The organism is Borrelia sp. HM (assembly GCF_019669085.1).
Taxonomy (GTDB): domain Bacteria; phylum Spirochaetota; class Spirochaetia; order Borreliales; family Borreliaceae; genus Borrelia.
Window position 1 is genome coordinate 391,009 of record NZ_AP024401.1, and the last position, 22,180, is coordinate 413,188.

The following is a 22,180-nucleotide window of genomic DNA, read 5'->3' on the forward strand; positions in this document are numbered from 1 at the left end:
AACATCTCCAAAATTATTTATTGTTTATAATCCATATTTTTTTAAAAACTGCTGCGCTAAATTTATTCTATCAAATACCTTGTCTTTGCCAAGTAATTTCAAAGAATCAAAAAGAGGCGGTGATACCTTACTGCCAAGAACCGCAATCCTAACTGGAAGCAGAACTTCTCCTATTTTGAAATTATTTTTTTTAGCGAAATCATAAAAAATATTTTCATTTTCAGACAATATTCTTGTTTCAAATCCTTCTAGTATTGGCTTAATATTTTCTAAAATAAGGTAAATATCATCTGGTGTTTTTTTCTTCCCTAAAAACTCATCTAAGTTCCATGTTTTAATGTCCTCATAAAAAAACCTAAGCATAGTTATAGCCTCACTAAGTTTTCTAATTCTCGGCTTTATTAAAGGAATTAAAAGCATCAATGTTTGTTTATCACATGAATTAACATCTTCTTTAATGTATCCTGCTTTTTGTAAAAATGGAATTAAAAGATTGACTAACTCTTCATCTTCTTTTTTTCTAATATAATAGCTATTAAAAAAATCTAATTTATGATAATCAAAAATAGCAGGAGATTTATTAACTCTATCGATAGAGAATAGCTTTTTGAGTTCACTTCTTGTGAAGAATTCCCTCTTATCGTCATAAGACCAACCAAGTAAAGTAATATAGTTAATAACAGCTTCTGGCAGATATCCATCATCAATAAATTGTTTTAAAGCTGTTGCACCATGCCTTTTACTTAATTTTTGTCCATCACTACCCATGACCATTGGAAGATGACAATAAATGGGAGGAGTCCATCCAAAAGCATTATAAAGAAGAACATGTAAAGACCCAGAAGAAAGCCATTCTTGAGCTCTTAATACGTGAGATACTTTCATTAAATGATCATCAACAACATTTGCAAGATGATAAGTTGGAAGTCCATCCGATTTAAGAATAACAGGATCAGGATTAATATCCTTATTAGCCCATGTAACTTTACCAAGTAAAATATCATTAAAATGAGTTTCTCCATCAAGAGAAATCTTAAATCTAATAACAGGAGTGATTCCTACATTTAAAGCATCCTTAATTTCACTATCACTTAAATTTCTACAATGTCTATCATAACCTGTTGGCATCTTATTAACAGTTTGAATCTTTCTAATTCTCTCTAGTCTCTCAGGTGTACAATAACAATAATAAGCATGTCCTAATTTAACTAATTTATTAGCATATTCTTGATATATTTTTGTTCTTTTTGACTGAACATAAGGCCCATAAGGACCACCACAATTAGGCCCTTCATCAAAATCAATGCCAAGCCACTTTAAACTTTCATACAAATCTTCTTCTGCTTCTTTAAAATACCTAGTTTGGTCTGTATCCTCTATTCTAAGCAAAAACTTCCCACCACAGGATTTGGCAAAAAAATAATTAAATAAAGCTGTTCTAATGCCCCCAATATGCTGTAAACCAGTAGGAGAGGGTGCATATCTTACTCTTATATTCAAAATATAACCTCTTTTAATAAAAAAATATCCTTTTTGGATATATCATAAATATAATAAAATACAACAAAAAATAAGTTTGACTTAAGCAATTTTGTATGTTTGGCATTCAATCGCTCTGTATATTTAAAATATTTATCCCTAATCTTAAGTCGATCTTTTTCTATCAACTGATATCCCAAATTAGAGTTTTTCAATATATAATGAAAATAAATTGTAAAAATAGGATCAGATCTTAAAAAATATTTCTTTAAAAAGTCTATTTCATTGTTCAATTTAACAAACTCTCCATTGGCAATTAGATTAAGTGCCACGCAATACCTTACCCACCTATTCTTATTCTCTTTGTAATCTACAATTAAACTAGCAGCTTTCTCTTTGTCTCTCAAACTGATAAATATTGAATAAAGCTCTACTATTGTCTTATTACTTATTTTAATATTTTTTAAATAAAAAAAAAGTTCATTCAAAGTCTTTTTATCTTGCTTAATTAAAATTATCTTTAGAATAAGAGAAATATCAAAAACACTTTTAAGTGTTTTGCGCATTATCTTAAGCTTTAAAAAAATATAAGTATCATCTACACCATTAAATATAAAATATAATCTTGAATATAGAAATCTGATATAAACAGTATTAAAAATAAAGACAGATAAAATAAAAGCTAAAATAAAATGAAAATTAAAAAAAATAAAGTTTAAAAAATAAGCAAATTTAAAACTCTCTAAGAAATATACAAAAACTAAAAAAGCACAACAAAACAAAATATTAAAAATTAAAAGTATTCTGTCAACCATCAAAAATCTCTTATCATAAAACTCAGTTTTTAAAATTGATATCCACATATAGTATTATACTAAATAGATAGACAATTAATAAATAATATGTTATACATGGGTTTAAGCTTAAGAGGAAGAATGCAAAACTTTGATAATTTAGCAAAAGATATAAAAAATTTTTCATACATAATAGATGAAGATTTCTTGGTATGGCCGGAAAACTCATTTTTAACATCTAAAAATATTGAACTCATTGAAAAATGGGATCTACAAAAAGCCATTAAGATGAAAAAAACTTTTTTCAATGAGTCAGCAATGCAAACAACACAGCAACTTATTGACATAGAATATGATGCAGAATCCCTTGCTAATTACCATATACTAATAAGCAATTTAGAAGAAGTATACGAGACATGCAAAAAACACAAAAAAATTTACTATCAAGATGTTCTTCCAACTGTCAAAAAAGTAATAGAATTTTACAAAAAAAATCAAAAAACATTTATCAAGTATATTAAAATACCCAAACTCTTATCCGCCTATAATACCATTCACCCAGTAAATACCGCAATACTAACTGTAGCACTTGGAAGTGAAATGAATTTAAACAATCATAAAATGGTTGAACTTTGCACAGCAGCCCTTTTGCACAAAATAGGGTTCTTATTTATTCCTTTAAAAATAAGCGAAAAAAAAGAAAAATTAAGTGAAGAAGAATTCGAAATAATAAAAAAATACCCCTCTATAGGTTATACCATACTATCAACTACTAATTTTTCGCAATCTATATGTTCAACAATACTCACTCATAAAGAAAATTTAGATGGTTCAGGATATCCTAATAAGCTTAAAAGTGAAAACATAAATATTGAGTCTAATGTAATAGGTGCTGCTAGTGCATATAGTGCAATACTCTTAGATAGAATATATAAAGAAGCCTTAAATTCTGGAGCATCTCTTATCGAATTAATACAAGATGCTGACAAGAAGTTTGATAAAAGGGTGTTAAAACTAATAATTAAAGTTCTCTCTCAATGTCCATTGGACTTTATTGTTGAACTTAATGATCAATCAATTGCTAAAATAATAAAAATTAGTGAAACTAATGCAAATACACCATACATAAAATATATAATCAAAGATAACAAAGTCGTAAGCTCTGATAAAAGTCAAAAATATGTTAAATCTATACCTAAAACAGAAACGGGTATTAAAAAAATACTCAGACAAGATGAAATAGAATTTCTTTTAACAAAATATGGTTTAAAAGAAATTTAAAAAGGAGCAAATCATGATTTTAATAACATCTGCTATGGATGAAGAAGCAATCGAAATAAATAATATGATTAAAGATAAAGAAGAAATCATATTGGATGATTATTTAAATAAGAAAAAAATTTATAAAGGAGAAATATCAGGACATAAAGTAATCTCTTTAACAACTGGTATTGGTAAAGTAAATGCTGCTACTTGGACTAGCTACATTATATCAAAATACAAAATCACTCATATAATAAGCTCGGGAACTGCCGGTGGCATAAAAGAATCTGAAAATATCAAAATAGCAGACATAGTAGTATCATCAGAAACAGCATTTCATGACTTTAATTTAACTAAATTTGGATATAAAACAGGACAAGTACCAAATCTTCCACAAAAATTTAAATCAGACGAAAATTTATTAAGAAAAACTGTTGAGGTTATTGAAGATAAAATTAACAATATTAATGCTCACATTGGTCTAATACTTACAGGTGATCAATTTATTGGAGATGAAAAACAACTAGAAGAAATTACAAAAAACTTCCCAGATGCTTTAGCTGTAGAAATGGAGAGTGCGGCAATTGCTCAAGTAGCATACATATTCAAAATACCTTTCATTATTACACGCTCTGTATCTGATTTAGCAAGAATCAAAGACAATCACATGGATTTTAATAAGTTTTTACAAGTTGCATCAGTTAATGCAGCTAATATGGTAAAGGAACTAATTAAACTCATATAAGGTGATAATATTATGCCTAATAATAACCAAACATCAACATCTGAAGCAGTTTCTGAAGGACATCCAGATAAAATTGCAGATCAAATTTCTGATGCAATACTTGACGAAATACTTAAAAAGGATCAAACAGCAAAAGTAGCCTGTGAAACATTAATTTCAAAAAATTTAGTGATAGTAGCAGGAGAGATAAATAGCAAAGCAAAAAATTTAATCAATATACAAGAAATAGCAAAACAAACAATAAAGAATATTGGATATACAAATATAGAATATGGACTTGATTATAAGTATGCTACAATAATTGATATTACTGGACATCAGTCAATTGATATTACAAATGCCGTTGAAAAAAAAAATTCTAAAATCATAGGAGCAGGAGATCAAGGAATAATTTTTGGTTATGCATGCAATGAAACTGAAAATTTTTTACCCATAGCATATGAATTAGCTAACTTAATTTTGAAAAAAGCAAGTAAACTTAGAAAATCAGGTGAAATTGAATGGCTACGCCCCGACGCAAAATCCCAAGTTACCATAGAATATGACTCTAATAAAATTCCTATTAAAATCAATAATATTGTTGTATCCCATCAACATGATCCTGATATTCCTCAAGATTTCCTAAAGGAAACAATCATTGAAAAAATTATAAGGCCTGTCCTTGAAAGCAAATCAATGCTTAATAATGATATTAAATATTATATTAATCCCTCAGGTAATTTTGTCATTGGTGGACCTACTGGAGACACAGGTCTTACAGGAAGAAAAATTATTGCTGACAGTTACGGTGGTTTTGCAAGACATGGAGGTGGAGCTTATAGTGGAAAAGATGCTACTAAAGTTGATAGATCAGCAGCTTACATGGCAAGATATATTGCTAAGAACATGGTAGCAGCAGGCATTTCTAGAGAATTTGAAATGCAACTAGCTTATGCTATTGGGATTCCAAACCCAATATCTGTTAAAATAACTACAGGTATAAACGACAGCGCATATGAAAAAAAAATATTAACTTTTATTTTAAATAACTTCGATCTAACTCCCAATGGCATAATCAAAAAATTAAAATTACGAGAACCTATTTATTCTAAAACATGCACATATGGACATTTTGGTAAAAGTGAGATGGAATGGGAAAAATTAGACTTCGTAGATAAAATAAAAAAGGAGTTCAAATATGAATAAAATAACAAGCTTTACAATTGATCATACAAAACTACAACCTGGTATATATATTTCAAGAAAAGATACATTTGAAAATTTAACATTCACTACTGTAGACATTAGAATGAAAGCTCCTAATAGGGAACCTGTAATAAATAACTCAGAAATACATACAATTGAACATATAGGAGCAGAAATGCTTAGAAATAACAAAGTCTGGGGCGACAAGATATTATATTTTGGACCAATGGGCTGTCGGACAGGATTTTATCTAATTCTTTTAGGTGATTACGAAAGCAGAGATCTTATTGATTTAATATCGTGGCTTTTTCATGAAATTGTTAATTTGCAAGGAAATATTATAGGCGCAACAGCTCACGAATGTGGAAATTATCAAGATCACAATTTAAATATGGCAAAATATGAATCTAATCGGTATTTAGAAATATTAAGCAATATAAAAGAAGAGAATTTAATATATCCTTAATAACAATTAAAATTTATTTTGTATATTAACAATCTACAAAAATTATCCTATTTGGAGAAAATTTAATATTATAAAAGCCAATTTATCACATATAGGCAAATAAAATTAAATAGTATATAACTTGACAAAAAGTCATAATAAATATAAACAAAAAGCAAAAAAATTTATATTTAAAAGATATTAAATATTATTACTTATCTTTTGAGATAACTCCAAAAATTCATCTCCTAAGAGCTCAATATTGCTACCTCTTTTAAACCCAAAATTATCCCCTTTAAATCTTGGCAATACATGAAAATGAGTATGAAAAATAACCTGACCTGCATCAGCACCAATTGCAGTATAAATATTAATACCATTACAAATATTTAATCCTAATTTTTTTAAGGACAAAGCCACTTTGTTACAAACCCTTAATATTTGACCATTAAGTTCAGCGCTCATATCTAAAGCATCATTACTATGTTGTTTTGGAATAACAAGCGTATGTCCAATATTTAAAGGATTAATATCAAGAAAAGCAAGTACTAACTCATCCTCATATACTTTATAACATGGAACCTCATTTTGTACTATTTTGCAAAAAATACACTCACTCAAAAATTTCTCCTATTTAATTATAAGATTAAAAAAAATTAAATTAATATCTAAAAATAATTGCTTAACACTAATTTAGCTATATTAAAATAAGCAATCAAGGTAATAACATCAGCAACAGTAGTAATTAAGGGTCCTGCCATTAAAGCTGGATCTATTCTTATGAATTTAGCTAAAATTGGTAAAAGACCCCCCAATATTTTTGCGACCATTAAACCTATCATCAAACATGAAGATACAACAAAAGCTATTTTAAATTTTTCACCATGCTCAGGAATAACAAAAAGTACAATTCTTATAAAATTAATACTAGCAAGAATTAAACCAACTAAAATACTAACACATATTTCTTTAATTAGCACTCTAAAAAAGTCTCTTACCTTAAGAGTTCCAAGGGCAAGTTCACGAATAATTAATGCAGAGGCTTGAGAACCAGCGTTCCCCGAAGTATCCATTAAAAGTGGAATAAAGCTAGTTAAAATAACTAAAGACAAGACCAAATTCTGATAATTAGTAATTATAGTAGCAGTTAGAGTAGAAGATATCATAAGAATCAAAAGCCAAACAATTCTATTTTTTGTCATATCAAAAATAGAAGTATCAAGATAAGACCTCCCTAAAGGAGTAACAGCAGCCATTATATGAAAATCTTCGGTATTTAAATTTTGAATAACTTCAAGAATATCATCAATAATGATGATCCCTATCATCCTACCCTCATTATCAACAACAGGAACACTTGAAATATCATGATTTTGAAAAAGAAGAGCAACATCTTCCTTCTCATCACTAACTTTAACAATATAAAATCCATTACTCTTCATTATTGCAGAAATCACAACATCATCACTAGACAACATCAAATCTTCAATCTTTATAACGCCCTTTAATCGTTTTTCTTCATCAGTAATATAATAGGTATAAATGTCTTCTTTAGTTTTTGCTACTTTTCTAATATAATCAAGAGCTTCTCCAACACAAAAATAATCTTTAAGTTCAATATACTCTATTGTTACAATTGACCCAGCAGAATCATCATTATAAGATAAAAATTTATTAATAATCTCTCTGTTTTCTTCAGTAGAACTTGCTAAAAACCTTTGCACTACATTTGCTGGAACTTCTTCTAAGAGATCAATGACATCATAAAGATTTAACTCATCTATCATTTCTCTTATCTCTTTATTTGTAAAAGAATTTGCTAATTTATTTTTTGTAACTTGATCAAAATTAGAAAAAGCTTCAACAGCAACTTTTTTTGGAAGAAATCTATAAAGTAAAATCAAATCAGAACCATTAAGTTTTTTAAGAGCCTCACTAATATCAAAGGCATCGTATTTTAAAAGTTCTTCCTTTATTTTAGAATATCTTCTATTCTCAAGTAAGGTTTTTAAAAATACAACATCTATCATATCAACATCTCCAAGTTCTAACTTTGAATAAATGTCATAGCAGTGGACTATTAATTAAAGCTTATCCAAAAGCATTGAACACCTACCTGAAGGTATAGGTAGAGTTTTCTCTTTTTTATTTAATATATTTATTGTGAAATAATAAAGTTTTTCAGATTCCATTTTAATCTCCCAGCCTCTCTTGCCCTTATTACATATAATCGTAGTTTGATTTTTTTTAAGAGATAAACTCTCTATTCCCATAATTTCAAGAGTAGGAATATTCCAATAAACTGTTTTATCGGGCAAACTAATTGTAAGTCCAATAATATTTTCTATCATCAAACTAATACTAAAAAGTGCTAGATAACAAATAATATCTTTCTCTGGAAGAATTTTTTTATCAACATCTAAAAATGCAGGGCCTTCTTTCATTGGCTTATAAGCCTCCCAAATATGCCCCTTAACTTTACCATCAGGCAATAGAGTGTCTAATATATAATATAAGTGTCTTATGGTAAATTCCCTTGCAATATTTGCACGCCTACAATATTCAAGTCCTTTAATAACAAAAAAATTCATATAAGTGTAAACAGAACCATAATATCCATTGCCATCTGAATTAAACCTGGGGTCATTAGCCGAAAGAGTAGGAAAAGGATTTGGAGTTCCAAAATGTTTATGGCTTTTCAAATAAAAAATCATTCTCTCTATTCTGTCTTCACTTGGAATTTCAGAAAGAAGTGGTAAAAATCCAACTATGGTTTTACATCTAATAATATTTTCATCAATATCAAGATCATAATAAAACCCATCTTTCTCATCCCACATTAATGAATTAATTTTAGCTTTAAGAGAAAAAAATCTTTTCTTATATTCAAGTGACACACTCTTATCATTTAGTATATCTGCCAATTTGGCAATACAATATGCACTATGTACTTGCAATGAATTAAAATCTATTGGATAATACGCACCTTCTCTGGGAGAATTTTTATAAAAAATTTTATTCATATCAATTGAATAAAGACCATTTGGCTTTAAAAACTTTTTTTCTATCCACTTATAATATCTATCAAGAATTGGTAGAACATCACAAATACGTTTCTTATTACCTGTTTTATGATATAAATTATATTCAACCCAAGCAAAAATGGGTAATCCAATACCATCATCATTTCCTTCCATATAAAGAATATTATTATTATGATCATATCGGGCCCTAATTGCACCAGATGCCTCTTGAAGTTCATAAAATTTATCAATGGTAGATGTGGGAGAATATTCTCCATTACTATAAACAAGAAAAAAGCTTGAAAGACAAGCTTGAAGTTGATCTATAAATCCAAGATTTTCAGAATAATAATTTCTATCCTTTTTACTCTTTTCCAAAGCTTGAGAGAAAACAATTTTATCTTGAATCCACGAAAGACTCTTATTATAAATATCAATAAAATCCTGATCATAATAATAAATTTTGGGAAATACATTCTTATTCAATGCTCAAACCTCTGAAAAACAAATATCAATCGACTTCTATTTATTATACATTATAATAATAATAAAATGAGAATTGAAACCTAAAAATTTTAAAGCTAGGACGTAGCTAATTCAAATTAATCATATTTAAAGCAGATTGCTACTTTAAAATCAAAAAAGCTTAATAATAAATTATACAAACTTAAATCAACTTAGTTTACTAAACTATATATAAATAATAATAATTCAATATTATTATTAACTCAAGAAGATTCCCACCCTCCTAAGAAAATCAACATAAGCCTCTTTAGTATTAGGAACAACAATTTCCCCATTCATTATCCTTTCAGAAATATGCTCCAATTCATTCTCAAGCTCAAAAGAAATCTCTTTAGGATTTCTAACAAAGCCTAGAAAGCCTTCTCTTAATCCATAATTTAACACTCTACCACCTTCAAAAATATTTGTTTTTAAATAATTTGAAGTAACAATACTCAAAACCCGTCCAATATCTTTAATTGAGGATGTAATAACATTCTCAGGTGCAAGGTGTGACTGATCCTGATCAACGCCAATAACATAATGTCCATCTCCAAGCTCCTTGGCAACCTCAATAACTCCAAGCCCAGCTAATCCCGCAGCATGATAAACAATGTCTACACCATTTGCATACATATCATTTGTCATACTCTTACCAGTATAAATATCAACAAAACTACCAATATACTTACTATCAACAATAATATTCTTATTCGCATACATAGCACCAGCTTCATATCCATATCTAAATGCATTAATCACTGCACTATCCATTCCACCTAAAAATCCAATTTTTCCTGTTTTAGATACTTTAGCTGCAATATAACCTACTAAAAATGCACATTCTTCAACTCTAAAAGTTATAGCTAACAAGTTATCTGGAACTCTTAAATCTTGCCTATTATAAATAGGATCAATGATTACACATTTAATACCTGGATTTTTTTCAGCAACAATAACAGCAAGATCACTAAAGTTATATCCAATTAGCCAAATAAGATCTAAGCCATTATTTTTTAATGATTCAATATCAGACAAATAAAAATCTGGATTTGACTCTTTCATAACTATTTCTAATCCAAATTCCTTCTCTAACTTTTTAGCAGCCTTCCAAGCACTTTCATGAAAAGCATTATCATTAAATTTTCCATCAATTAATACAGCAATTTTAACAGAACTATTATCCAATTTAACATCAGAACATGAAAAACATAAAATACATAAAGATAAAAATAAATTTTTCACATATATCTCCGTTTAAGATTAATCTAATAAGATCTTATAACCTTGGATTAAATAAATCAAACTCATATTTAATTATTATTTAACTTATAAGTTTGACAACATCTAATAAAAAAGTGTATATGAACTTTTCAAACCTATTGAAGCATAAAAATAATAATATTTGCAAGTACTAGAATGACAATGTTCCTTATTAACTACCGATTCAATATTCTCAAAATCAATTTTTGGGCTATAATTACTATAATAATTTTTCAAAAAAGAAACTTTTACAGTAAAATAAGATACAAATAATAAAATAAATTATATATTTGCTAAATTATGCATTAATTTAATAGAACATGAATATCTAAAAATTTGTTATATTCATCAATATTGCTTGGAGCCAAAATATCTCCACTAATTATCTTATCTTCTATAGCTTTAATCTTAATTACAATATTTTTATTTATGTTAGCGTTATCCTTAATAATACTCACAGCCTCATCTTTTAGTCCTAACTCTAATATTCTCCCACCAGAAAAATTATTTGTTTCTAAATAACTCTTTGTTATTTCATAAATAGAATGCCCAATATTTCTAACAACTGATGTTAAAACATTATCAGGTGCAAGATATGATTGATCCTGATCAACTCCGATAATATAATGGCCAATCCCAAGTTCCTTTGCAACCTCAATCGAACCAAGACCTGATAGTCCTGCTGCTACAAAAATAATATCAATATTATCTTTATACATTTTTAAAGAAATAGTTCTAGCTAAAGCTAAATCCACAAATGAGCCAACATATTGAGACGTTAACTTAATATCCCTATTTGCATATTTAGCACCAGCTTCATACCCGTACCTAAATGCATTAACAATTGAACTATCAATTCCACCTAAAAATCCAATTTTTCCTGTTTTAGATGTATTAGCAGCAAGATAACCCGCTAGAAATGAGGCTTCTTCTACTTTAAATGAAAGACCAAGCAAATTTTCTGGAATTTTTACACCATCTCTATAAACAACATCAATAGCTCCATACTTAATATCTCTATTTAACAAAGCAGATTGTTCAATGGCTTCCTGAAATCTATAACCAACTCCCCAAATAACACTAGAACCTTTATCCTTAAAAGCTTCTAAATCACTAATATAAGATTTGCCTATTGAATCTTTACCAAAAACCTCAACTTCAAAATTTTTTTTTAACATTTGAATGCCTTGCCAAGCACTCTCACCAAAAGACTTGTCTTCAAAAACTCCATCAACTATTAAAGAAATCACTGGTTTATTTAAAGACTTAAAATCAGATACTTTCTTAACACATCCTATAAAAGATAAAACAATAACAATGAACAATACTAATTTATGCATGATACAATTCCTTATGATTACCTAACTACTATTTATTTAACATAATTAATAATAAAAGCATCATAAGATTTTTTATCTTTTGGAACTTCAATCTCATTTTTAATCATCTTATCTTTAATTTCTGCAAATCCATCATAATCAGTCATCAAGTCTGTATTAATCAACTTATTAAAAATTAAATCAAATACCCCATCTTTAAATCCAAATTCTAATTGATTCCCTCCGTTCCATTTTCCAAACTCTAAATAAGCCTTTGTCAAATCTAAAATAACAACATCAATTCTCTTAACATATGAAATAATCACGTTTTTAGGTGCAAGATATGATTGATCTTGATCAACCCCAATGATATAATGCTCATCTCCAAGCTCTTTGGCAATTTCAATAGCACCAAGTCCCGAGAGTCCTGCTGCTGCAAATAAAATATCAACTCCAGAAGCGTACATCTTGCTTGCCATAGAACGTCCAAGTGTTAGATCAGAAAATGTACCTATATATTGAGAATTTAATTCAATATTTGTATTTGCATATTTAGCACCAGCTTCATATCCATATCTAAATGCATTGACAACTTCACCATCCATTCCACCTAAAAATCCAATTTTACCAGTCTTAGATATCTTAGCAGCAAGATAACCTGCTAAAAAAGCTCCCTCCTCAGATCTAAATTTTACATTTACTAAATTCTTAGGTAAATTAAAATCTTTTGCATAAGATCCTTCAATAACAGCATAATTAGCATTAGAATTTTCTATAGACTTTTGTAAAAACACATCTGTAAATTTAAAACCAATTCCCCAAGTTAAGCTAGAACCAGCTTCTTCTAATCCGCCCATATCTGCTAAGTAATCAGAAACCTTGGATTCTTTTTTAATTATTTTAACATCAAACTCTTCTTTGATTTGATCTATTGCCTTAGAAGAACCTTCATTAAAACCCCTATCATCAAAATTTCCATCAACAATTAAAGCAATAGTATTAGAGAGTGAAACTTTATTTTGTGAATCTGCACAACCTAAGATAAAAAAAAACACAAGCACCTTCTTTAACATAAAATAATCCCCTATTGACCTAATTTAATACTTAATTAAATTCACAAAACAAAATTTATCAAGAATATTTTTTTATTACCATCTATAATGTGTAAAAGCTCTATTTGCTTCTGCCATTCTATGAGTATCTTCCCTTTTTTTAAAAGCAACACCTGTTGAATTGTAAGCATTAACAAGTTCATTTGCTAACTTCTCTTGCATAGACTTCCCACTAGATTTCCTAGCAGCTGAAATAATCCATTTCATTGCTAAGGCTTCTCGTCTTTCTTCTCTAATTTCAACTGGAACTTGATAAGTAGCACCACCAACTCTTCTGCTCCTAACTTCTACTAAAGGCTTAACATTATCTAATGCCTTAGTAAAAGCAGCAATTTTATCATCTTCTTCAATCTTTTTTGAAAGCATATCAATTGAATTATACATTATAGCTTCACTAATAGATTTTTTTCCATCATACATCATTCTATTGACAAATTTAGCAACAACTCGAGAATCGTACTTGGTATCTTTAAAGATTTTTTTCTTAATCTTTTTACTCTTTCTTGACATACAACTTATACCTCTTAAGCTTTTGGTTTTTTAGTTCCATATTTAGAACGACTTTGCTTTCTATTATTAACACCAAGTGTATCTTTAGCCCCTCTAATAATATGGTACCTAACACCTGGCAAATCTTTAACTCGCCCGCCTCTGATAAGAACAACTGAGTGCTCTTGTAAATTATGACCAATCCCTGGAATATAAGCTGTTACCTCAAATCCATTTGAAAGCCTAACACGAGCTACTTTTCTTAATGCTGAATTAGGTTTTTTAGGTGTAACAGTCATTACACGAGTACAAATTCCTCTTCTTTGAGGACAATTTTGAAGCGCAGGAGATGCTGTTTCTTCCTTTCGTCTCTTTCTTGGCTTCCTAATTAGTTGATTAATTGTAGGCATCTATGCTCCCTTTTACTAATTTTACCAATAAAATGGTATCAAATATGTGTTTTCTTTTCAAGCTATATTTCAGAGCTTGATTTTTCTTTTACTTTCACTCTTTTATACAAATTCATACCTGTTCCTGTAGGAATTAAATGTCCAATTACAACATTTTCCTTAAGACCTTTAAGATCATCAATACTACCTGCAATTGAAGCATCTGTTAACACTTTAGTTGTTTCTTGAAAAGAAGCAGCTGAAATAAATGAATCTATATTAAGAGAAGTTTTTGTTATTCCAATAAGAATTGGACTAGCTACCGCTGGCTCACCACCTTGCTCAATTACCCTTTGATTTTGCTCATAAAAAGTATGCTTATCTACTTTCTGATTATAAACAAAATTAGTATCACCAACAGATACAATCTTAACTTTTTTCATCATTTGCTTAATAATTACACCAATATGCTTATCATTAATACTTACACCTTGCTTTCGATAAACATCTTGAATTTCTGCTAATAAAAATTCTTGCAAACTAATACCACCAAGAATTTCAAGAACATCATGAGGATTAATTCTTCCATCACAAAGCATATCTCCAGCCTTTACAATATCTCCATCTCTAACTAAAAGATGTTTACCAGCAGGAATATAATGTTTATGTTCAACCCCATACTCGTCTAAAACATTAATAAGCCTTTTACCTTTCTGAATTGATTTAAATTGAACAACTCCACTTACCTTAGCCATTTCTGTTAGATTCTTTGGAATTCTTGTTTCAAACAAATCATTAACTCTAGGAAGACCACCTGTAATATCTTGAGTCTTCTCAGAACCTTTAGAAAGCTTAGCAATGATATCTCCTATGTTAACATCTTGTCCATCTTCAACCTGCAGATAAGCATCTCCAGGAAGCACATAAGATGCAATCTCAATCCCTCTGTCATTAATAATTAAAATTCGAGGGTCAAGAGACTCAAAAACTTGATCTGTAATTCTTTTCTCAATATTTCCAGTTTCAAGATTTATTTCCTCTTTTAAAGTTGTACCTAAAATAACATCTTTAAATTTAACCTTTCCTTTAAGTTCAGCAATAATTGGTTCTGCAAAAGGATCAAATGTCCCAATTATACGACCAGCATTAACATAATCACCCACATTGATTTCAAGTCTCGTACCAGCTTTTAAAGATACCTCTTGTTCTTCAGAGACAATCATAATCTTGTCATCCTTAATCTTAGTATAACCAATACAAGATGATATTACATCAATACCTTCTTGATTTGTAAATAAAGGCATTCCTTTAATTACCTTTTGAGAATCCAAAACTCTAAGCTCTTTAACACTCTTCATATCTTCTTCATAAAGAACATTTATTATTTTCAAGGTTCCTTTTCTTGTAAAAAGCAATCCACCATCAATATTAACATTAAACCCCTCTATCCCATTAAGAATAAAAGAATTTTTTAGCGAAATCTTATCATCCTCACTACCTGCCTGTGCAACTCCACCAATATGAAAAGTTCGCATAGTAAGCTGTGTTCCTGGTTGACCTATTGACTGGGCAGCTATTATTCCAACAGCCTCTCCAATATTAACAGGCTTATTATTTGAAAAATCCCGACCATAACATTTTTGACAAACTCCATGCTCAGCTTCACAAGTTAAAACAGATCTAATTACAAGTTTGTCAATACCAACGGTTTCTAATAATTTTATCTTATCCTCTGTAACTTCCTCATTTACATCCAAAATAATTTCACCCGTAATAGGATTTTTGATTCTTTCAATTGAATAACTTCCAACAGCTTTTTCTCTTAAAGGCTCAGCTACTTCTTCACCATGCTTTAAAGCCTCAACCTTTATACCATTAATAGTTCCACAATCCTCTATTCTAACAACTACATCTTGAGCAATATCAACTAATCTTCGTGTTAAATATCCAGCATCGGCCGTTTTAAGAGCTGTATCTGCAAGTCCCTTTCTTGCACCATTTGTAGATATAAAGAACTCTATTACAGAAAGTCCTTCCTTAAAATTAGAAATAATTGGAAGCTCAATAATATCCCCAGAGGTCTTAGCCATTAATCCTCTCATTCCTGCAAGCTGTCTTATTTGGTTCTTACTTCCACGAGCACCAGAATCAGCCATCATATAAATTACATTAAATCCATCCTTATCTTTTTTAAGAATCTCCATCATCCTATTAGTAAGCTCTTCATTTGTTTTTGACCAAACAGAAACAACATTGTTATATCTCTCTTCTCCAGTAATAACACCTTTTGAATAATCATTTTGTATTTTTGTAATTTCTTTATTAGCCCTCTCTACATATTCTTTTTTCTCTTGAGGAACAATAATATCACTCATGCTTATTGTACATCCAAATTTAGTCGCATATTTAAAACCAAGCTCTTTTATAATATCTAACATTTCAATGACAATAGATGAACCATGAACAACATAAACCTCAGAAATTAAAGCCTGCAACTCATAATCACTAAGAGTTTTATTGACAAATGCAATCCTATCTGGCAAAGCTTCGTTAAATACAACACGTCCCGCGGTAGTTTCTGTATATGCCCCATCAACCTTAACATAAATACGTGCATTATAGTCTAAACATTTACTATTAATTGCAAGAAGAACATGGTTGTAATTAGCGAATTTACGTCCTTCTCCAATTACATTTTTTTTCTCCATAGTTAAGTAATAAAGACCTAACACAATATCTTGAGATGGAAATACAATAGGATGTCCATTAGCAGGGTTTAAAAGATTATTAGTTGAAAGCATTAAAGCCCAGCTCTCAGCCTGTGCTGCAGGAGTTAATGGAACATGTACAGCCATCTGGTCACCATCAAAGTCAGCATTATAAGCATGACAAACAAGAGGATGCAACTTGATGGCCTTACCTTCAACTAAAACTGGCTCAAAAGCTTGTATTCCTAATCTATGAAGGGTTGGGGCCCGATTTAAAAGAACAGGATGTTCTTTAATAACATTATCTAAAATCTGCCATACCTCATCCACTTCTTGCTCAATTAAACTTTTTGCTCTTTTTATATTAAAGACAGATTCACTCTCAATTAATTTTCTAATTACAAACGGCTTAAAAAGCTCAAGCGCCATCTTTGCAGGAATACCACACTGATGTAACTTAAGTTCAGGTCCAACAACAATTACAGAACGACCTGAATAATCAACTCTCTTACCAAGAAGGTTTTGCCTAAATCTACCTTGCTTACCCTTTAATGCATCAGAAAGAGATTTAAGCGGTCTATTGGATGTACCCTTAACAACTTTTCTCTTATGTGAATTATCAAAAAGAGAATCTACTGATTCTTGTAACATTCTTTTTTCATTTCTTACAATAATCTCAGGCGCATTAAGCAACAAAAGCTTTCTTAAACGATTATTCCTATTAATTACTCGTCTATACAGATCATTAAGATCAGAAGTCGCAAATCTTCCCCCATCAAGCTGAACCATTGGTCTAATTTCTGGTGGAATTACAGGAAGCACATCAAGAATCATCCATGATGGCTTATTACCAGAAACTTTAAAATTCTCAATAATCTCAAGACGTCTTAAAAGCTTTTTATCTGTTTTATCATCCTTATCAATCATTTGAAGTCTAAGCTTAGATGAAAGTTCGTCAAGATCAAGATTTTCAAGTAAAGTTTTAATTGCTTCAGCACCCATTGAAGCACTAAAAGACATCCCATATCTCTCTTTTGCTTCAGAGTATTCATCTTCATTTAAAAGTTGCATTTTCTTAAGGTCTGTATCACCTGGTTCAATTACAATATATTTCTCATAATAAAGAATAGAATTTAAATTAGAAGCTGTAATATCAAGCAAAAGACCAATTCTAGAAGGAATATATTTATAATACCAAATATGAGCAACAGGTGCTGATAATTCAATATGCCCCATTCTTTCACGTCTAACTTTAAAATGAGTAACCTCAACATTACAACGATCACAAATAATACCCTTATACCTTATAGATTTAAATTTGCCACAATAACATTCCCATTCTTTTGTCGTTCCAAAAATTCTTTCACAAAAAAGACCATCTTTCTCAGGTCTTAAAGTTCTATAATTAATAGTTTCAGATTTTTTAACTTCTCCATAAGACCAATTTCTAATCTGCTCAGGAGATGCTATCTTTATTCTTATCTTTTCAAAATCTTTTATCTCTTTCATAAAACCCTCAAAACCTAAGTTTTATTAATCAATTCCTCTTCCTTTTCTGTTAAAGGAATTTGATTTTCATTATCATCATAAATTGATAAATCAAATCCTAGACCCCTTAACTCCTGCATCAAAACATTGAAAGATTCAGGAATGCCAGATACATTGGTAGGAATACCCTTAACTATATTTTCATATATCTTAACTCTACCTGACATATCATCTGATTTTACAGTTAAGAGCTCTTGCAGAGTATGAGCAGCTCCATAAGCTTCAAGTGCCCAAACTTCCATCTCACCAAGTCTTTGACCACCAAATTGTGCTTTTCCTCCAAGAGGTTGCTGAGAAACAAGTGAATAAGGCCCTGTAGATCTTGCATGCATCTTATCATCAACAAGATGATGCAACTTGAGCATATATATAATTCCTACCATTACTTCATTTTCAAATGGTTCACCCGTATATCCATCATATAAAATTGCTTTTGATGTTTCATGAAATCCAGCTTTTGTTAACTTTTCTTGTATACATTCATTTGTAGCAGATTCAAAAACAGGAACATCATAATACTCACCAAGATATTTACCAGCAAGACCAAGCTGAGACTCCATTAACTGTCCAATATTCATACGAGATGGCACTCCTAAAGGATTTAAACATATATCAAGAGGAGTTCCATCCGCAAGATATGGCATATCCTCAACTGGAAGCACTTTTGCAACTACACCCTTATTACCATGTCGGCCAGCCATCTTATCCCCTTCTTTAAGTTTTCTTTTCTTAGCAATATAAACTTTAAGTATTTCATCAACACCAGGTGGCATATTACCAACATCATCCTTAGTAATTCTTTGAACATCAATTACAGTACCCTCAGTACCATGTGGCACTTTAAGTGAATTATTTTTAACATCTTTTGCTTTTTCTCCAAAAATAGATGTCAAAAGCCTAAATTCAGGAGTAATATCTCCTTCTGACTTTGGTGTTACTTTACCAATTAATATATCACCTGGCTTTACATAAGTCCCTATTCTCACAATTCCATTCTCATCAAGCTTACTTAATATTTTTCCACTAACATTAGGAATATCAGCTGTAACTTTCTCAGGTCCAAGCTTAGTTTCTCTTACTTCAATACTAAATTCTTTAATATGCACCGAGGTATAAAGATCTTCTTTTACAATACGCTCAGAAATTAATATAGCATCCTCATAATTAAATCCGTTCCAAGGAATAAAACCAACTAACAGATTATTTCCAAGTGCCAATTCCCCATATCTAGTAGCAGGTCCATCAGCAATTATTTCACCCTTACTAACTACTTGACCTTCTTTAACTAAAACTGATTGATTAAAAGAAGTATCCTGATTAGTTCTTTCATATTTTGCAAGTTCATATTCATCCAAATCATTATTACCAGATGCATCATCGGGCTTGATTACTATTTTGTTACTTGTTGCTAATACCACTATACCTGACCGCTTTACTTTAACAACAACCCCAGAATCCTGTGCAACTATCCTTTCCATGCCAGTACCAACAATAGGTGGCTGTGGAAATAATAAAGGAACTGCTTGACGTTGCATATTTGAACCCATAAGAGCACGGTTTGCATCATTATGTTCAAGGAAAGGTATTAATGCTGAAGAAACAGAAATTAATTGTCTAGGTGAAACATCCATATAATCAATATTTTCAGGAACCATTGTAGTATAATCACCAGAAACCCTAACAGAAATTAAATTATTAACATAATTACCATCAGCATTAACAACAGCATTTGCCTGAGCAATACATTTTTTTTCCTCATCGATTGCTGATAAATACTTGATCTCATTAGTAACCTTACCATTAATAACTTTTCGATAAGGAGTTTCTAAGAAACCATAATCATTCACCTTAGCATAAGTAGCCAAAGAAACAATAAGACCAATATTTGGCCCTTCAGGAGTTTCAATAGGACACATTCTACCATAATGCGTATAATGAACATCTCTCACTTCAAAACCTGCTCGATCTCTTGAGAGTCCTCCAGGACCCAAAGCATTAAGACGCCTTTTATGTGTTAATTCAGCCAATGGATTAACTTGATCCATAAACTGTGAAAGCTGGCTAGTTGCAAAAAATTCTTTAACAGCAGAAACAATGGGTTTAACACTAATCAACTCTTGAGGCTTAAGACTAAATACCTCTTTATTAGACATCCTATCTCTTGCAATTTTCTCTACCCTGGACATTGCGCCCTTATATATATTTGTAAGCAACTCACCAACAGAACGAACTCTTCTATTTCCAAGATGATCAATATCATCAAGAACATCATGTCCATCATATATCCTTAAAAGATGGGATATTGTATTTACTATATCTGCCATAGTAAGAACTGAAGTAGTAAGATCATCAAGACCAAATTCTTTAGAAAGCTTGTATCTTCCAACATGACCAAGATCATATCTTTTCTCTGAAAAAAATACAGTTCTTAAGTCATTCTCAGCATTATCAACAGATATTGGCTCACCAGGTAAAAGCACACTATAAACTGCAAGCATCACAGCTTCTCTTGAAAGTTCTTTAACACCATCTTTTAAAGGAAAATAAGCATCTTCTTTCTCAAAACAATTCAAAATAATATTTGAACTAATCAAACGTTTTCCCGGAACACTGTCATACCCTTCAAAATCAATAAGATATATATCTTTTACTCCATGTTGTAGAAAATCCTCAATATCTTGCAAAGTTATTTTATCACCTGCCCGATAATTCATATTTTCTTTTATATCAACATCTACTGCTAAGTATTGACCTGTGATTTCTCTTTTAGTATTTTCATTTACCTCAATTTTTTTTATTTTGTAAAAAGTTTCAATTATTTTTTCTCTAGTATCAAGTCCCAAGGCTCTTAAGAACAGAGTAACAAGTATTCTTTTTTTTCTGTCTATCTTAACATAAAGGTAATCTTTTTTTGAATCAATCTCAAATTCCAACCAAGAACCACGATAAGGAATAATACGAGCATAATATAAATCTTTTTCCTTATAAAAAACAACCCCAGGAGATCTGTGAATCTGAGATACAATTACTCTCTCAGCACCATTAACAATAAAAGTCCCTCTATCAGTCATTAAAGGAATAGTTCCCATATAGACATCTTTTTGTCTTATCTCTCCTGTTGCTAAAAATTGCAAATTTAATCTTATTTTTAACACAGCCTCATAACTTTGACCCTTTCTTTTGCATTCCTTTTCAGTAAAACTAATAGAATCATTGTCAATGTAGTATTTATCATATTCAAGTACAACCTCACCATTGCTACTTTTCATAGGAAAAACATCCCTAAAAACAGATTCAAGGCCTTCATTAAGCAAAGGTTTATTATTCTTTAATCTCTTAAGCTGTAAAAATTTCTCATACGAATTCAATTGTATTTCTATTAAATTAGGTAAGTCTAAGATTTCTTCTACTTTTCCTTGTCCTAGATAAACCCTTTTTATCATTAAAAGACTCCTTTTTTAAGGCACAATAAACCACATATCATCTTAATGACATGTGGAATAACAAATCTGACATATTTTTAATGCTTTACTTAATTTCAACTTTTGCACCAACTGCTTCTAATTTCTTCTTAATTTCCTCAGCATCTGCTTTTGAAATACCTTCCTTAACCGCCTTAGGAACAGACTCAACTAAAGTTTTAGCTTCTCCAAGTCCAAGTCCAGTAATAGCCCTTACCTCTTTAATAACATTAATCTTATTATCTCCAAAAGATACAAGCATAACATCAAATTCTGTCTGTTCCTCAACACTACTTACTGCAGAACCAGATCCAACAGCAACAGCAACCGAAGCAGCAGTAACCCCAAATTTTTCCTCAATAGCTGTTATAAGTTCAACAACCTCAGATGTTTTAGCTTCTTCAAGCCATGTCAAAATATCTTCTTTACTTAGTGCCATATTAACTTAACTCC

Annotated in this window: 17 protein-coding genes; 4 read left to right on the forward strand and 13 right to left on the reverse strand. The window is 30.2% G+C overall.

From position 1 onward, the window contains the following. Positions 1-24: 24 nt before the first annotated feature. Entirely contained in the window at positions 25-1,500 is a 1,476-nt protein-coding gene (gene gltX / locus K5563_RS01840) for a glutamate--tRNA ligase (RefSeq protein ID WP_221037311.1), read from the reverse strand. Beyond that, a complete protein-coding gene (locus tag K5563_RS01845; protein ID WP_221037312.1) occupies positions 1,497-2,294 on the reverse strand; it encodes a hypothetical protein in 798 nt (265 codons plus the stop codon). Before K5563_RS01845 ends, gltX begins: the two co-directional genes overlap by 4 nt. Positions 2,295-2,414: 120 nt before the next feature. Between K5563_RS01845 and K5563_RS01850 the strand changes: the two genes are divergently transcribed. The 4 genes from K5563_RS01850 to K5563_RS01865 are packed head-to-tail and all read left to right on the forward strand — an operon-like array spanning position 2,415 to position 5,932. Further along, positions 2,415-3,554 carry an HD-GYP domain-containing protein gene (locus K5563_RS01850; RefSeq protein WP_221037747.1) on the forward strand — a complete coding sequence of 380 codons (1,140 nt, stop codon included), beginning with the start codon at positions 2,415-2,417 and terminating at the stop codon, positions 3,552-3,554. A gap of 13 nt (positions 3,555-3,567) precedes the next feature. Then, on the forward strand, positions 3,568-4,281 hold the full coding sequence (locus tag K5563_RS01855) for a 5'-methylthioadenosine/adenosylhomocysteine nucleosidase (RefSeq protein WP_221037313.1): 714 nt from the start codon (positions 3,568-3,570) through the stop codon (positions 4,279-4,281). A 12-nt stretch (positions 4,282-4,293) separates the two neighbouring features. Beyond that, the gene (gene metK / locus K5563_RS01860) at positions 4,294-5,466 is read left to right on the forward strand and encodes a methionine adenosyltransferase (RefSeq protein WP_221037314.1); all 1,173 of its coding nucleotides are present in this window, start codon (positions 4,294-4,296) and stop codon (positions 5,464-5,466) included. Beyond that, positions 5,459-5,932 (forward strand): S-ribosylhomocysteine lyase, encoded by a 474-nt coding sequence (locus K5563_RS01865; protein ID WP_221037315.1) that lies wholly within the window; start codon positions 5,459-5,461, stop codon positions 5,930-5,932. The genes metK and K5563_RS01865 overlap by 8 nt, the downstream gene beginning before the upstream one ends. Before the next feature lie 180 nt (positions 5,933-6,112). Here K5563_RS01865 and K5563_RS01870 read toward each other — a convergent pair whose 3' ends face one another. The 11 genes from K5563_RS01870 to rplL form a co-directional block, all read right to left on the reverse strand. Further along, entirely contained in the window at positions 6,113-6,532 is a 420-nt protein-coding gene (locus K5563_RS01870; protein WP_221037316.1) for an HIT family protein, read from the reverse strand. 47 nt (positions 6,533-6,579) lie between these two features. After that, entirely contained in the window at positions 6,580-7,941 is a 1,362-nt protein-coding gene (mgtE, locus tag K5563_RS01875) for a magnesium transporter (RefSeq protein WP_221037317.1), read from the reverse strand. A gap of 54 nt (positions 7,942-7,995) precedes the next feature. Further along, positions 7,996-9,420: a trehalase family glycosidase gene (locus K5563_RS01880; RefSeq protein ID WP_221037318.1), complete on the reverse strand. Its 1,425-nt coding sequence runs from the start codon at positions 9,418-9,420 to the stop codon at positions 7,996-7,998. Between the two features lie 237 nt (positions 9,421-9,657). After that, a complete protein-coding gene (locus K5563_RS01885; protein ID WP_221037319.1) occupies positions 9,658-10,683 on the reverse strand; it encodes a BMP family protein in 1,026 nt (341 codons plus the stop codon). 323 nt (positions 10,684-11,006) lie between these two features. Further along, positions 11,007-12,041, reverse strand: a complete 1,035-nt coding sequence (locus K5563_RS01890; RefSeq protein WP_221037320.1) for a BMP family protein — start codon at positions 12,039-12,041, stop codon at positions 11,007-11,009. Between the two features lie 32 nt (positions 12,042-12,073). Further along, complete coding sequence (locus K5563_RS01895; protein ID WP_221037321.1) at positions 12,074-13,093, reverse strand: BMP family protein; 1,020 nt, start codon at positions 13,091-13,093, stop codon at positions 12,074-12,076. A 75-nt stretch (positions 13,094-13,168) separates the two neighbouring features. Next, positions 13,169-13,642, reverse strand: a complete 474-nt coding sequence (rpsG, locus tag K5563_RS01900; RefSeq protein WP_221037322.1) for a 30S ribosomal protein S7 — start codon at positions 13,640-13,642, stop codon at positions 13,169-13,171. 14 nt (positions 13,643-13,656) lie between these two features. Next, positions 13,657-14,031, reverse strand: coding sequence for a 30S ribosomal protein S12 (gene rpsL, locus K5563_RS01905; RefSeq protein ID WP_221037323.1), 375 nt, complete (start codon positions 14,029-14,031; stop codon positions 13,657-13,659). A gap of 62 nt (positions 14,032-14,093) precedes the next feature. Beyond that, positions 14,094-18,227 carry a DNA-directed RNA polymerase subunit beta' gene (gene rpoC, locus K5563_RS01910; RefSeq protein ID WP_221037324.1) on the reverse strand — a complete coding sequence of 1,378 codons (4,134 nt, stop codon included), beginning with the start codon at positions 18,225-18,227 and terminating at the stop codon, positions 14,094-14,096. A gap of 14 nt (positions 18,228-18,241) precedes the next feature. Next, positions 18,242-21,709 (reverse strand): DNA-directed RNA polymerase subunit beta, encoded by a 3,468-nt coding sequence (gene rpoB, locus K5563_RS01915; RefSeq protein ID WP_221037325.1) that lies wholly within the window; start codon positions 21,707-21,709, stop codon positions 18,242-18,244. Positions 21,710-21,794: 85 nt separating this feature from the next. After that, positions 21,795-22,166 (reverse strand): 50S ribosomal protein L7/L12, encoded by a 372-nt coding sequence (rplL, locus tag K5563_RS01920; protein WP_221037326.1) that lies wholly within the window; start codon positions 22,164-22,166, stop codon positions 21,795-21,797. Between the last annotated feature and the right edge of the window lie 14 nt (positions 22,167-22,180).

Coding starts and splice junctions, on each gene's coding strand:
- rpsG (WP_221037322.1), bottom strand. CDS start 13,642: ATGTCAAGAAAGAGTAAAAAGATTAAGAAAAAAATCTTTAAAGATACC.
- mgtE (WP_221037317.1), bottom strand. CDS start 7,941: ATGATAGATGTTGTATTTTTAAAAACCTTACTTGAGAATAGAAGATAT.
- metK (WP_221037314.1), top strand. CDS start 4,294: ATGCCTAATAATAACCAAACATCAACATCTGAAGCAGTTTCTGAAGGA.
- K5563_RS01895 (WP_221037321.1), bottom strand. CDS start 13,093: ATGTTAAAGAAGGTGCTTGTGTTTTTTTTTATCTTAGGTTGTGCAGAT.
- K5563_RS01850 (WP_221037747.1), top strand. CDS start 2,415: ATGCAAAACTTTGATAATTTAGCAAAAGATATAAAAAATTTTTCATAC.
- K5563_RS01865 (WP_221037315.1), top strand. CDS start 5,459: ATGAATAAAATAACAAGCTTTACAATTGATCATACAAAACTACAACCT.
- rpoB (WP_221037325.1), bottom strand. CDS start 21,709: ATGATAAAAAGGGTTTATCTAGGACAAGGAAAAGTAGAAGAAATCTTA.
- K5563_RS01845 (WP_221037312.1), bottom strand. CDS start 2,294: ATGGTTGACAGAATACTTTTAATTTTTAATATTTTGTTTTGTTGTGCT.
- K5563_RS01855 (WP_221037313.1), top strand. CDS start 3,568: ATGATTTTAATAACATCTGCTATGGATGAAGAAGCAATCGAAATAAAT.
- rpoC (WP_221037324.1), bottom strand. CDS start 18,227: ATGAAAGAGATAAAAGATTTTGAAAAGATAAGAATAAAGATAGCATCT.
- rpsL (WP_221037323.1), bottom strand. CDS start 14,031: ATGCCTACAATTAATCAACTAATTAGGAAGCCAAGAAAGAGACGAAAG.
- rplL (WP_221037326.1), bottom strand. CDS start 22,166: ATGGCACTAAGTAAAGAAGATATTTTGACATGGCTTGAAGAAGCTAAA.
- K5563_RS01890 (WP_221037320.1), bottom strand. CDS start 12,041: ATGCATAAATTAGTATTGTTCATTGTTATTGTTTTATCTTTTATAGGA.